The sequence below is a fragment of the Pantoea phosphatilytica genome (assembly GCF_051025615.1).
In the GTDB taxonomy this organism is placed as follows: domain Bacteria; phylum Pseudomonadota; class Gammaproteobacteria; order Enterobacterales; family Enterobacteriaceae; genus Pantoea.
The window spans coordinates 133442-146765 of record NZ_JBPFDF010000006.1 but is presented as its reverse complement, the minus strand read 5'-3'; the positions used below and the strand labels follow the sequence as shown (position 1 = coordinate 146765).

General features: G+C 58.3%; 11 protein-coding genes. 4 read left to right on the top strand and 7 right to left on the bottom strand.

Annotated features, from left to right (window positions below; all coding sequences use genetic code 11):
* Nucleotides 1-60: 60 nt before the first annotated feature.
* From proP to uxuA, 4 genes are all read right to left on the bottom strand, one after another.
* Entirely contained in the window at nucleotides 61-1566 is a 1506-nt protein-coding gene (gene proP / locus ACR6AS_RS18595) for a glycine betaine/L-proline transporter ProP (RefSeq protein WP_434163453.1), read from the bottom strand.
* 211 nt (nucleotides 1567-1777) lie between these two features.
* A complete protein-coding gene (locus ACR6AS_RS18590; protein WP_367395899.1) occupies nucleotides 1778-2029 on the bottom strand; it encodes a hypothetical protein in 252 nt (83 codons plus the stop codon).
* Nucleotides 2016-3620 (bottom strand): EAL domain-containing protein, encoded by a 1605-nt coding sequence (locus tag ACR6AS_RS18585; protein ID WP_434163450.1) that lies wholly within the window; start codon nucleotides 3618-3620, stop codon nucleotides 2016-2018. The genes ACR6AS_RS18590 and ACR6AS_RS18585 overlap by 14 nt, the downstream gene beginning before the upstream one ends.
* A gap of 271 nt (nucleotides 3621-3891) precedes the next feature.
* The gene (uxuA, locus tag ACR6AS_RS18580; protein WP_111139274.1) at nucleotides 3892-5076 is read right to left on the bottom strand and encodes a mannonate dehydratase; all 1185 of its coding nucleotides are present in this window, start codon (nucleotides 5074-5076) and stop codon (nucleotides 3892-3894) included.
* Nucleotides 5077-5223: 147 nt separating this feature from the next.
* Between uxuA and ACR6AS_RS18575 the strand changes: the two genes are divergently transcribed.
* Nucleotides 5224-5907 carry a FadR/GntR family transcriptional regulator gene (locus ACR6AS_RS18575; protein WP_434163447.1) on the top strand — a complete coding sequence of 228 codons (684 nt, stop codon included), beginning with the start codon at nucleotides 5224-5226 and terminating at the stop codon, nucleotides 5905-5907.
* Here ACR6AS_RS18575 and ACR6AS_RS18570 read toward each other — a convergent pair.
* Nucleotides 5896-6951 carry an AI-2E family transporter gene (locus ACR6AS_RS18570; protein ID WP_111139272.1) on the bottom strand — a complete coding sequence of 352 codons (1056 nt, stop codon included), beginning with the start codon at nucleotides 6949-6951 and terminating at the stop codon, nucleotides 5896-5898. The two genes, ACR6AS_RS18575 and ACR6AS_RS18570, sit on opposite strands and share 12 nt — an antisense overlap.
* A 276-nt stretch (nucleotides 6952-7227) precedes the next feature.
* Here ACR6AS_RS18570 and ACR6AS_RS18565 point away from each other — a divergent pair, with 276 nt between their 5' ends.
* Nucleotides 7228-8439, top strand: coding sequence for an MFS transporter (locus ACR6AS_RS18565; RefSeq protein WP_434163444.1), 1212 nt, complete (start codon nucleotides 7228-7230; stop codon nucleotides 8437-8439).
* Nucleotides 8440-8504: 65 nt separating this feature from the next.
* Here ACR6AS_RS18565 and ACR6AS_RS18560 read toward each other — a convergent pair whose 3' ends face one another.
* On the bottom strand, nucleotides 8505-9320 hold the full coding sequence (locus tag ACR6AS_RS18560; protein WP_434163442.1) for a TIM barrel protein: 816 nt from the start codon (nucleotides 9318-9320) through the stop codon (nucleotides 8505-8507).
* A 422-nt stretch (nucleotides 9321-9742) separates the two neighbouring features.
* On the opposite strand from ACR6AS_RS18560, the gene ACR6AS_RS18555 reads away from it, so the two are divergent.
* Together ACR6AS_RS18555 and iolB are read left to right on the top strand one after the other, a co-directional pair.
* Nucleotides 9743-11248, top strand: a complete 1506-nt coding sequence (locus tag ACR6AS_RS18555) for a CoA-acylating methylmalonate-semialdehyde dehydrogenase (RefSeq protein ID WP_434163440.1) — start codon at nucleotides 9743-9745, stop codon at nucleotides 11246-11248.
* Nucleotides 11249-11365: 117 nt separating this feature from the next.
* Nucleotides 11366-12184: a 5-deoxy-glucuronate isomerase gene (gene iolB / locus ACR6AS_RS18550; RefSeq protein WP_111139268.1), complete on the top strand. Its 819-nt coding sequence runs from the start codon at nucleotides 11366-11368 to the stop codon at nucleotides 12182-12184.
* A gap of 73 nt (nucleotides 12185-12257) precedes the next feature.
* Here iolB and ACR6AS_RS18545 read toward each other — a convergent pair whose 3' ends face one another.
* Nucleotides 12258-13100: a MurR/RpiR family transcriptional regulator gene (locus tag ACR6AS_RS18545; protein WP_293773263.1), complete on the bottom strand. Its 843-nt coding sequence runs from the start codon at nucleotides 13098-13100 to the stop codon at nucleotides 12258-12260.
* Nucleotides 13101-13324 lie beyond the last annotated feature (224 nt).

Genomic DNA, 13324 nt, shown 5'->3' with positions numbered 1-13324 from the left:
TGTGTGCGGTCGTGCGCGGGGAAAAGTGCTCTCCCGCCGGGCGGCGGGAGAGCAGAACGATTACTCGTTGATATCCGGGTGCTGCTGCACCAGGTTTTTACGTTTCGCTTCCAGACGGGCGATCTCTGCGTCGATATCTTCGATTTTGTTCTCGATGTTATCGTGATGCTCCTGCAGAATTTCGCGCGCTTCTTTCATGTCAGAGGCGGCCGGCGTTGCGCCTTTCAGCGGCTTGTTCGCCGTCTCTTTCATGAACAGACCGGTAATCAGACCAATCACGGCCACCACCATCAGATAGTAGGCGGGCATGTAGAGGTTGTCCGTGGTTTCAACCAGCCAGGCCGCCAGGGTTGGCGTCAGACCGGCAATCAGCACCGAAATGTTAAACGCACTGGCCAGCGCACTGTAGCGGATGTGCGTCGGGAACATCGCTGGCAGGGAAGAGGCCATCACACCGGTAAAGGCGTTGAGGATCACCGCCATCAGCAGCAGACCGCCAAAAATCATACCCAGCACGCCGCTGTTGATCATCATGAAGGCGGGAATCGAGAAGATCATCAGGGCGAGGCTGCCGACAATCACAAAGGGACGACGGCCAAAACGATCACTCATCATGCCGATCATCGGCTGAACAAACAGCATACCGATCATGATGGCGATGATGATCATCACGCCGTGATCTTCGCTGTAGTGCAGGTTGTGAGACAGGTAGCTCGGCATGTACGTCAGCAGCATGTAGTAGGTGACGTTGGTGGCGATAACCAGACCGATACAGGAGAGCAGGCTGCGCCAGTGTTTGGTCGCAATCTCTTTAAACGACACCTTCGGGCCATCCTGCAGGCCTTCGCGGTCGCCCTGTTCCAGCTTATCCACATGCTGCTGGAAGGCCGGGGTCTCTTCCAGCGCATGGCGCAGGTAAAGACCGATAATCCCCAGCGGCAGCGCCACGAAGAACGGCAGACGCCAGCCCCACTCAAGGAAGTTGGCTTCGCCGATAATCGAGGAGATCAGTACCACCAGGCCCGCGCCCAGCACGAAGCCTGCGATGGAGCCAAAGTCGAGCCAGCTTCCCATAAAGCCGCGTTTACGGTCAGGCGAATACTCGGCGACAAAGATCGAGGCGCCGGTGTACTCACCACCCACCGAAAAGCCCTGCGCCATCTTGGCGAGCAGCAGCAGAATCGGTGCCCAGATGCCGATAGAGGCATAAGAAGGTATCAGGCCGATACAGAAGGTACTGACCGACATGATGATAATGGTGATAGAGAGAATTTTCTGGCGACCATATTTGTCGCCCAGCATACCGAAGAACAGACCACCCAGCGGACGGATCAGGAAGGGCACGGAGAAGGTGCCCAGTGCTGCGATCATCTGCACACCCGGTGACGCGTCGGGGAAGAAGACTTTACCCAGCGCATAGGCAACAAAGCCATAAACACCAAAGTCGAACCACTCCATCGCGTTACCCAGAGAGGCTGCGGTGATGGCTTTACGTAAACGGGCATCATCAATGATGGTGACATCATTGATCCCAATTGGTTTTACACGCTTCCTACGCAATTTCATAGAATTACCCTGTAATGGAACACGAAAGTTCTCAACGGCGCGAGCCGGGATGAAGCAGTCAGACCGCTGCGTTGAGAAATTTAAGCATAGCCGTAAATAAGCGCTATTCAGGCGTTCGCCGATACAATAATTACTGTTGTAATTATTCCGAACAGCGACAGAGTATACCGTTTTTGTGTGATATCTGTCATGTTTGAGCCATAACTGACCGTCAGGGCTGGGGATTTACGCTGTTTAGCGACGCCAGAAAATTATCACGCTGCGTGACGACTGCCGGTTTTTTCAGCGGATAAACAGGAAAAATGAGCGACAAATGATGAGCAATGCCGGAAATCGGCTGCCGGCACCGATTCAGATTAGCAGAAACAGCGGTTTCGGGGCCGGAACTGCGCTGAAAGCGGATGAAGGGGAGCCGCAGCGTTGGCGTTTCACTGCGGCTTAAGGCGGGATCAGGCGCTGGCACTCTCCGGCTTCTGCAGATGGGGTTCCAGCTTAACCGGCTCTTCACCCTGGGCGGCCAGCCAGGCGACCAGCGCCTCGTTATCCATCGGACGGGCATAGTAGTAGCCCTGAATAAAGACGACGCCGCGCTGTTGCAGATAGCGAAACTGCAACGCACTCTCAACGCCTTCACCCAGCACCTCCAGTTCCAGCTGATGACTGAGCTGGATAATCGCGTCCAGCACCGGGGTGCGGCCCTCAAGGGATTCAATCGCGTTGATAAAGCCGCGATCGATCTTGAGATAATCCATCGTGAAGGTCTGCAGGTAGCTCAGCGAACAGTGGCCGGTGCCAAAGTCATCAATGGCGACCTTCATTCCGCAGCGCCGTAACCGGTCCAGCTTGCGGGCGACCTCCGCGCCATCTTTGATCAGGCTGCGTTCGGTCAGCTCCAGGGTAATCAGGAACTGTTTACTCTTTACCCGCTCGGCAAACTGCAGCATGTCGTCCACAAAGTCGGGATGCTGAAGATGGTCTGCCGCCACGTTAATCGCCAGATGGAAGTGGGGCGCAACCTGCCACGTCTGCACATCCACGGCGATCAGATCGAGCAGATGGCGGGTCAGCGGCACAATCATCCCCTCCGCTTCGGCTGCACCGATAAAGATATCGGGCCGGATGCCCTGACCATCGGGCGTGATCCAGCGCAGCAGCACTTCCGCGCCGCTGCAGCGTTGCCGCTGATTATCATAAACCGGCTGATAGTGCGCCCTGAACTGGTCGCTGGCGATGGCCCGTCGTATCTCATCGCGCCATGAAATCCGCCGTTGCAGCCAGTTCGCCATCACGACCATCAGCAGAATAGAGAAGATGGCCGCCATCGGCATGATGATAAAGATTACCTGACGCCACGCGGTGATGAGCTCGGCGGGAGAGGCGACCAGGGTGACGGAGAGCGGATAGCGACCGGAGGGGGTCTGATAAATCAGCGGCTCAAACCAGCGGGATGCCGTGATGTGTGCGCCAGACGCGATCGGTGCGCCGTCGCTGAAGGTCATGCTGAAACGATAATGGTGTGTGCTGCCGATCGCGCGCATAAAATCGATCAGATACTGCCCGTCGATCACGGCCCAGAAACCTTCACCGTCGGGCAGCTCGCGCATGAAAATCACGGCCGGCCGATCCGGCACGCCGGAGGTTCCGGCAATTGACAGGCTCCACCAGGCTTTGCCGGTGATCGGCCTGTCACGCATGATCATCTCTTTCAGCGGGGTAGGCTCTGAACCGTAGGCTGATGAGCAGGCGATCTCACCCCGCTCGATCTTGCCGACGGCGCGGAAATAGGGATTCAGTGAGCCGATGCGCTGTAACTGGCTTTCAATCTGGCTGCAGGGCTGATGCTGAAACTGGCGCAGCGTGGTGATCATATTCCAGGCGCTGTCGCTCATTCGTTCGGCCTGAGAGAGCAGCGTATGTGCCGCACTCACCTGCTGCTGCTGGACGGTGTGGCGCGCATCAAGCGCGGTAAAGAAAAGGCCAATAACCAGAGGAAGCAGGCCGGAAATAATAATCACCAGCCTGGCGTAATCACGTTTTCGTTTCAGTAGCGGCACCGCTAAATCCTCTGAGATTTTTTCGTATTGAGCGGAGGGGCTAATACGTGGTGCAGCATAGCATTTCTCCGGGCGGTGCAGATTAGCGTTTTTGCGATCGACAGAACTGACTCAGGTCAATTATCGACCAGACTTTGCATTTATTGACAGGTTGTTTTGGCTTCGTTGGCTTTCAGCGCAGATCCGCTGATAACGGGAGGAGAGACGGCGCGCCTGGCGGCCGCAGCCGGCAGCAGAACCCTGACCCGCTCGCGGACCAGGGTTCTGCTGCTCAGTCGGCAAAATAGATCTGCGTCAGCGCCACTTCGACGCCACGCAGCTCAGCCAGCCCTTTCAGACGGCCGATGGCGGAGTAGCCAGGGTTCGTGCGTTTGTGCAGGTCATCCAGCATCTGGTGACCATGATCGGGACGCATCGGAATCGCTCTCAACTGGCCGCTCCGGCGACGGCGCTGCTCTTCCGCCAGAATCACTTTAATCACGCCGACCATATCGACGTCGCCCGCCAGATGCGCCGCCTCATGGAAACTGGCCGGATTCTCCTCGCGTTTCGTGGCGCGCAGGTGGACGAAGTTAATGCGGTCAGCATAGGTTTCCGCCATCTCAACCAGCGCGTTGTCGGCACGGACCCCATAGGAGCCGGTGCAGAAACAGAAGCCGTTATGCAGGCTGTCGACCGTCTCTTTCAGCCACTGCATATCTTCCTGGGTAGAGATAATGCGCGGCAGACCCAGGATAGGGCGCGGTGGATCGTCCGGATGCACCGCCAGCCGGATGCCCGTCTCTTCCGCGACCGGCACGATGGCGCGCAGGAAGGTCGCCATATGCTCACGCAGTTTTGCTTTATCAATGCCGTCATACTGCGCCAGCTGAACCTGAAACTGCTCCAGGGTGTACCCCTCTTCGGCACCCGGCAGACCGGCGATAATGTTGCGGACCAGGGTGTTTTTCTCCTCTTCACTCATGGCGGCGAAGCACTGAGCGGCGGCCTGCTGCTCGGCTGCGCTGTAATCCTGCTCTGCGCCGGGCCGCTTTAGCAGGTAAAGCTCAAAGGCGGCGAAGGCGTCGGCGTCAAAGCGCAGGGCTTTTGCGCCATCCGGCAGCGTCCAGGCGAGGTCGGTGCGCGTCCAGTCCAGCACCGGCATGAAGTTGTAGCAGACGGTATCAATGCCGCAGGCGGCCAGATTGCGTATCGACTGCTGATAATTGGCGATATAGCGCAGGTAGTCACCTCGCTGCGTTTTGATTGCCTCATGAACCGGGATGCTCTCCACGACCGACCAGACCAGCCCTTTTTCCGCCAGCAGGGCCTGACGCGCTTTAATCTCCTCAACCGGCCAGACTTCGCCATTGGGGATATGGTGCAGCGCCGTCACGATACCGGTCGCGCCCGCCTGACGCGCATCATCCAGTGAAACCGGGTCGTTCGGGCCGTACCATCGCCATGTATGTTCCATCTTCACTCCTTAACTGTGATGTGGCCCAGTGGTCAGGCCGCTGGACCAAGAGTATGATAGCGGGAAAAACAGGGCCGTGATCCGGATCGCAGCGTGACAAACTGCATCGGCCGCGACCGCTGTTAAGCGGAGTAAAAGGAGAAGGTAATGACCCTGGCTGTAATCAAAACTGAGCGTCTCTATCGCCAGATTGCCAACGCCATTATGGACGGTATCGCGCGTGGGGACTTCGTCGCGGGAGGACTGCTGCCGCCGGAACGTGAGCTGGCGAAGCAGCTGGGCGTCAGCCGCTCGTCAGTGCGTGAGGCGTTGATTGCGCTGGAGATGACTGGCTGGGTCGATATCCGCACCGGCACCGGCGTCTTTGTTGCACAGCCGCTGCCGCAGAGCGCGATGCCGCAGGAGAGTGAAGCCTGCAGTCTGCAGGATCTTCTGCAGGCGCGCGAAGCCTTTGAGGGGATGCTGGCAGGCCTGGCGGCACGGCACGGTACTGACGCGCAGCGGGCAGAACTGCTGGCACTGACCGCAGAACTGCAGCAGCACAATGAAAACGATGCGGCTTTTCTGGCACAGGATAAACGCTTTCATCTGCTGATCAGCGAGATGAGCGGTAACGATCTCCTGCGCGACATGCTGGAGCAATTATGGAACCGACGCCACAGCCCGCATGTGCAGCGGCTGGAACGCTATTTCGCTGATAACAGCGTTGCGCAGGAGATGAATGCTGACCATCAGCAGATTGCGCAGGCCATTGTGGCGGGCGATGACGTGGCGGCCCGCCAGGCAATGGAGAGCCATCTGCAGCACGTTCAGCAGCGGCTACTTGGTTAATCCCCGCGCCCGCTTCGGTCTGCCGGTGCCCAGCATGATCGCCAGACGGCTGCCGCCCGGCGTGGTTTCCATCAGGATTTTAGTAATGCTGGTGAGCGGCACCGAGAGCAGCATGCCGACCGGGCCCAGCAGCCAGCCCCAGAACACCAGTGACAGGAACACCACCAGCGTCGACAGGCCAAGACCGCGCCCCATCAGACGCGGTTCCAGCATGTTACCGAACACCATATGGATCGCGGTAAACAGCGCCGCCACCATCGCCGCATCAAACAGGCTGTTCAGCAGCAGCGCCTGCAGGAAAGGGGGAATGCCGGCGATAATCGGGCCAATGTTGGGAATAAAATTAAGGATAAACGCCACGACGGCCCACAGCAGCGCGAACTTCACATCCAGCAGATAGAGCGTCAGCCAGACCGAGAGACCGGTAATCAGGCTCACCAGGGTCTTCAGCGCCAGATAGTGGGTAACGCCTTTCAGTGCTTTATGCAGCCCGGCGATGCGGATTTTCGGATTCACCAGCGCGTTGCGCATCTTGTAAGGCAGGTGATGGACCTCAAACAGCATAAAGACCACGGTCAGCACCAACAGCACGGTGTTGGTCATCGCCCCGGAAAAACCGCTCAGCGCCGCCCGGGCCAGATTCATCATGGTATTCGGGTCGAAATGCTGAACCAGCGCATTGGTTGAGATATTGAGATGAAAGCCTGCCGCCAGATGCTGCAGCACCGTCATTTTCTGCTCCATAGTGGCGCGCAGCTGCGGATAGAGCTCGGAAAATTCGCTCATCGAGCTGGCAATGACCGCCCCCAGCAGGACGATCACACAGAAGATCACTGTGATTACCAGCCCGATCGCCAGTCCGCGACGGAAGCCACGGCGCATCAGCATCGTGACCAGCGGATTGAGGACGATGGCAAAGAACGCCGCCAGCAGAAGCGGGACCAGAATATCGGACGCAGCCCGGATACCGGCGAGGATGATGACCAGCATCGCCAGTTTAATCAGAATGTTTTGTCCGATCTTTTCCCGTTGCAGCTCGCTCATGCCCTCTCCCGTGACGTAAATTGGCTGTTACCAGTTTAGCTGAAAGAAAATTAACAATCTGATTTATCAGAGAAACGGTAAATCGCAGCGGCGGAAAGGCGGGATAATCAGCGCCACCCCATTCCGCTCTCGCCATCACTTTCCGGCCGGTGTACGGCGGCCTGGCTGGGCAGGCGCGGCGGCCGGATCGCCGGCCATTGTGATGCGCCGGTGGCGAAAGCAGGTATAGTGAAAGGATAAACCTTATCATTCAGCCTAATACGCGCGTGAGGACTCATGCCTGAACAGCCTGCAGCGGAACCGAATACGCCAACCGGCAATGTAAGCATCTCTCTGCTGATCCTCTCTATCGTGGCCTACAACTTCGCCAGCTATCTCACCATCGGTCTGCCGCTGGCGGTGCTGCCGGGATGGGTCCATGAGCAGCTGGGGTTCAGCGCGTTCTGGGCCGGGCTGGTGATCAGCCTGCAGTATGTGGCGACGCTGCTGAGCCGGCCACATGCCGGACGCTATGCCGATCTCTGGGGCCCAAAAAAAGTGGTGGTGATAGGCCTGGCAGGCTGCCTGATCAGCGGTTTCTGTATTCTGCTGGCGGCGCTGATCGCCTCACCGCTGCTAAGCCTGACGCTGCTCTGTCTGGGCAGGCTGATCCTTGGCGTGGGTCAGAGTTTTACCGGCACGGGCACCTCACTGTGGGGGGTGGCGCGGGTCGGTTCGCTGCACATCGGCCGGGTCATCTCCTGGAACGGCATCGTCACCTACGGCGCGATGGCGATAGGCGCGCCGCTCGGCGTGATGATATTCCGGGCGGGCGGACTGCTGTGGCTGTCGCTGGTGATTGTGGCTATCTGCATTGTGGGTATCGCCTGTGCGGTGCCGCGCCCGGCGGTAAAAGCGAGCCGGGCCAGGCCGCTGCCGTTTAGGGCGGTGCTGGGAAAAGTTGCGGGTTTTGGTGCCATTCTGGCGATGGGGTCGGCCGGATTTGGCGTCATCGCCACCTTTATTACTCTGTTCTATCAGGAGAAGGGCTGGGAAGGGGCCGCCTTTGCCCTCTCTCTGTTCAGCGGCGCCTTCGTCGGCGCGCGTCTGCTGTTCCCGAACGCCATTAACCGTCACGGTGGCCTGCGGGTCGCCAGCCTCTGCCTGGCGGTTGAAGCGGCCGGGCTGTTTCTGGTTGCCGCGGCGGGCGAGCCCTGGATGGCCAAAGCGGGCGCCTTTCTGACCGGGGCCGGATTCTCGCTGGTGTTTCCGGCGCTGGGGGGCGTGGCGGTAAAAGTGATGCCACAGCAGAATCAGGGCAGCGCGCTGGCAACCTACACCGCCTTTATGGATCTTTCGCTGGGCATTACCGGCCCGCTGGCCGGATTCATCATGACCTACGCCGGGGTTTCCCGCGTCTATCTGCTGACGGCTTTACTGGTCTGTGTGGCGTTTTTCTGCACGCTGCGCCTGCAGCGGCGTCAGGCGGCAGACGCCGCTTCAGACTAGCATCGGGCACGACGACGGCGCCGCGTCGTGTCCGGTGCCCGCCCGCAACCTGTGCAATGCCGCACTCAGGCCTGCAGCAGTTCAATGCTATGGCGGATCTGGCGCTCAATCTCTGCCGGAGTCCAGTTGTTAAGCTGGCTGGAGAAAGGCTCAAAGGCGTAAAGCCCTTTATAGCCCAGCATCTCAAGGCGTCTGACCTGCACCACGCTCTTCAGCACATCACTGTCACTCAGCATGATGCGCTCCTCATCGGTGAGTTCGGCGGTCGGACGGCGATCTTCCACGCCGGACAGGTGCACCAGCCCGATCTGTTCCGCATCAATGCCCGCCGGAAACTCCTGCTCAGCCTCCTCATAAAGATGATGATGGAAGGTGTCCAGCAGCAGCTTAAAGGGCACGCCCGCCGCAGCGATTAACTGTTGCGTCTGTACGGCTGAACGAAGCGAACTGACGGGGAAACCCAGCGGCTCAACCAGCCCCTGAATGCCGTAATGTGCAAAGCGCGGGGCCAGTTGCTGCATCGCCGCCTGGGTCTGCTGAGAGGACAGGGCGATGCCCTCATTCAGCGGGCACATGACCAGCGCCTTCGCGCCGATCTGCTGTGCTGTCCGAAGCAGCGCCTCCGCGCGGTTCAGCAGATCGTCATCAATACGGTTAAACGGATAGAGCGCATTGATGGTCACGATATCGATCTGGTATCTGTCGGCCAGCGCCCGCAGCTGGCTGGTGCTGAGATCGTCGGTGACGCTGCCGCCCGGCATGTCATTGCGCAGCTCAACTTTGCTCAGTCCCAGCCGCTGAACCAGCTGAAAAAATGCCTCCAGCGAAAGCCGGGGCGCAATTTTGCGATTGATGCAGAAACGGGTGGGATCGATAGCCATGCGATAACTCCAGGAAAAGGAGGGTATGGCGACTAAAGAAAACATTTATTTCATTAATAGGGAATTGTGAAATTTAAATTGTTAGATCAGCCTCGCATTAATTCCCTGCTGCGTTTCAGTCAGATGCCTCAAAACCCGCTAAGGTTCGCACTGTTCTCTCCCCTGTACGCCCCGGATGTAACACGGCCAGGCGTGTGCTGGCCTGAGATAACCTCCTGCGACCAGCAGCACGCCTTCAGGGCAAGAGCAACCGGGAAAATGCGATCTGTGCCGCTAAAAGCAAATTTTCCAAAAAGAACTATTTGAAAAATTTATTCCACTGTAATAGCTTCATACTACGCTTTCAGGTTTGCCTGGTCAGGCAGCGTGGCAGGTTGCAGGGGCCGTCTGCAGGGAACTTCACCATTTAAAGAGGCAACATCATGACGATCATAGGTAACTTCATTGGCGGTAAAACTACCCTCAGCGCCAGCAACGAAACCATTCCTGTTTACGATCCCGCCACGGGCAACGTCATCCGTGAACTGACGCAAAGCACCGCTGATGAGGTGGCCCATGCGATTAGCGTGGCGCACAATGCGTTTGCCGACTGGTCGAAAACCTCGCCGCTGCGTCGCGCCCGCGTGCTGTTTAACTTTAAAGCCCTGATGGAACAGCATCGCGATGAGCTGGCGGCACTGATTGTCTCTGAACATGGCAAAGTCTGGTCAGATGCGCTGGGCGAACTGACACGCGGCATTGAAGTCATCGAGTTTGCCTGCGGGATCCCGCATCTGCTTAAAGGGGAGTACTCGCCGAATGTCGGCGGCGGGGTGGACAGCTTCTCGCTGATGCAACCGGTCGGGGTCGTGGCAGGCATTACGCCGTTTAACTTCCCGGCAATGGTGCCGCTCTGGATGTTCCCGATCGCGCTGGCCTGCGGTAACACCTTTGTACTGAAGCCCCCTGCGCTGGACCCTTCGGCCTCGGTGCGCATGGCGGAACTGCTGACCGAAGCGGGCCTGCCTGATGGGGTCTTCAACGTGGTCCACAGCTCAAATGAAGATGCCGAACAGCTCTATAAAGATCCCCGCATTGCCGCAGTCAGCTTTGTCGGCTCTTCGGGCGTGGCAGAACATATTTATAAAACGGCCAGCGCCCATGGCAAACGCGTCCAGGCGTTTGGCGCGGCGAAAAACCACGCGATTGTGATGCCGGATGCCGATCTGGATGCCACTGTGAACGCCATTATGGGCGGGGCATTTGGTTCCGCCGGTGAACGCTGCATGGCGCTGCCGGTCGTGGTCGCGGTAGGCAATGATACGGCCGACAAACTGATTGCCCGTCTGACACCGCTGGTGAAGGCGCTGCGCATCGGCCCTGGCATGAATCAGGGCGCGGATGAGAATGAGATGGGACCGGTGGTCTCGGCGGCGCACCAGAAGAAAGTGCTGGGTTACATCGACAAAGGCGAGCAGGAAGGGGCGAAGCTGGTGGTCGATGGCCGTCGCGTCCAGGTGGAAGGCCATGCCGGAGGTTACTACGTCGGCGGCACGCTGTTCGATAACGTCACGCCGGACATGGTGATCTGGCGTGAAGAGATCTTCGGACCGGTGCTGAGCATCATGCGCGCGCCCGACTATACCCAGGCGCTGCAGCTGGTTAACAGCCATGAGTTTGGCAACGGCAGTGCGATTTTCACCAGCAACGGGCATACCGCGCGTGAATTTGTGCAGAACGTGGAAGCGGGCATGGTGGGCGTTAACGTGCCGGTTCCGGTGCCGATGGCGTTTCACAGTTTCGGCGGCTGGAAACGATCCGTCTTTGGCGCACTCAATGTTCACGGGCCGGATGGCGTTCGCTTCTACACCCGAATGAAGACGGCCACCGTGCGCTGGCCATCCGGGCAGCAGACCGTGTCTGAATTCAGTATGCCGACACTCGGCTAATCTATTTCAACGCTGATCAGGATGCGCGACCGGCAGGCTACTCTGCCGGTCGCGTTATTCGCTGGCACCGCGCAGCGAGGTACTGCAGCGTCAATCGTGACAGAGAGGAGGATCAGGATGTCTTTACTGTCGAAAGCCCAGGCCCCTGACGCGCAGGGCCGTATTCAGCATGTTACGCCTGAGCGGGCAGGCTGGCGTTATGTTGGCTTTGATGCCTATCTGCTTAAAAAAGGGGAAACCCTGCACCTGAGCAGCGGTGATAAAGAGCTGTGCCTGGTGCTGGTTGCCGGGCTGGCCTCGGTAAAAACCCGCCATGCTGAGTTCCCCGGCATTGGTCAGCGCATGTCGCCCTTTGAGCGCGTGCCGCCCTATTCCGTCTATGTACCGCATGATGATGAGGTGGTCGTTTACGCGGACAGCGATCTCGAACTGGCCGTCTGTAACGCACCCGGTCAGGGGAATCTGCCGGCGCGACTGATTTCACCTGCGGATGTCGGCGTCGAACATCGCGGAAAAGGGCGCAATCAGCGCCTGGTCCACAATATTCTGCCTGACAGTGAACCGGCAGACAGTCTGCTGGTGGTTGAGGTCTATACCAACGAGGGCGACACCAGCTCTTATCCCAGCCACAAGCACGACCAGGAGGAGAGTGAAAACGAAACCTATCTGGAAGAGACCTACTATCACCGTTTCGATCCGGAGCCGGGTTTTGCCATGCAGCGCGTTTACACCGACGACCGTTCGCTGGATCTCTGTATGGCCCCCTACAATCGCGATGTGGTGATGGTGCCACGCGGCTATCATCCGGTGGCAACGCTGGCGGGTTACAACAACTACTATCTGAATGTCATGGCAGGGCCGGTGCGGCTGTGGAAATTCAGCTGGGAGAAAGATCACGCCTGGGTCAACAGCGACCGCTATCCGCGCACCGAGTAACGCCGGAACGGTTTCAGGCAGTGAAAAAGGGCAGCCCTTGGGCTGCCCTTTCTGCAAGGCGAGCCGGTCAGATTCAGGAGGTTTCCGCGTTGTTGAGCGCCAGGGAAACCGCCAGCGTCTGCGCCAGACAGAGAGAGGCGACCTGAGAACGGAAGCCATCAACCTGGGCCTCACGCACGACAAAGCAGACATCGCTGAAGGCGGCCAGCGGGCTGACCTGGCTGTCGGTAATGGCGATTTGATGTGCGCCGCGCTTGGCCCCCATCTCCACCACTTCAACCGCTTCGCGCGCATAGGGTGAGTAGCTGATCGCAATCACCACATCCTTCGGGTTCACCAGGCTGAGCTGCTCGGTAAACATCCCCCCCAGACCATCGATCAGGAACGCACGACGCTCCAGATGGCGCAGCGCATAGACCAGATAGGAGGCCACGCTGAAAGAGCGGCGCAGGCCGATGACATAGATATTTTCCGCCTCGTTCAGCAGCTTCACCGCTTTGTTGAGCTGCTCAGGATTAACCTGCATCGCCAGCTGCTGCAGGGCCTGACTGTTCACCATGGTAAAGACATTCAGGATCTCCGCCGGGCTCTCAGGCGCACTGGCGCTGTCGTCCGTGGCGGTCTGACGGAACAGACGCGCGCGCTCGGTATAGTTGACCGTCTCCTCCATCAGGTGCTGACGAAAAACCTGTTTCATTTCGTTGAAGCCGCTGAAGCCAAACGCATTGGCAAAACGGATCAGCGTTGAAGGCGGCACATCGGCCTGCTGGGCAATTGAGGCAACGGTATCAAAGGCGATACTGTTACTGTTATCAAGGATATAGCGCGCAACCTGTTTAAGCCGCTTACTCAGCGTTTCGTAGCGGCGACGAATATCGTCCTGCAACAGAGAAAGTTGGGTGGGATTATTGTTCATCACGTCTGCCCGTGTCCTGGAAATAATGGCTGCATAATGAGCGCTATAGTACCAGATGGATGGAAAATTTCATTTGTTTGCGTCAGCAGTACAATTTATTTCATGTCTTTATGAAATGGTTCACAGATTAGCGTCAGCGCGCCGCCTGACAGGCAATAACCATGTAAAGAGCGGCGTGGAATGTCTGCGGGGGAGAGGAGCGTCACGGGTCAGAATAACATCCG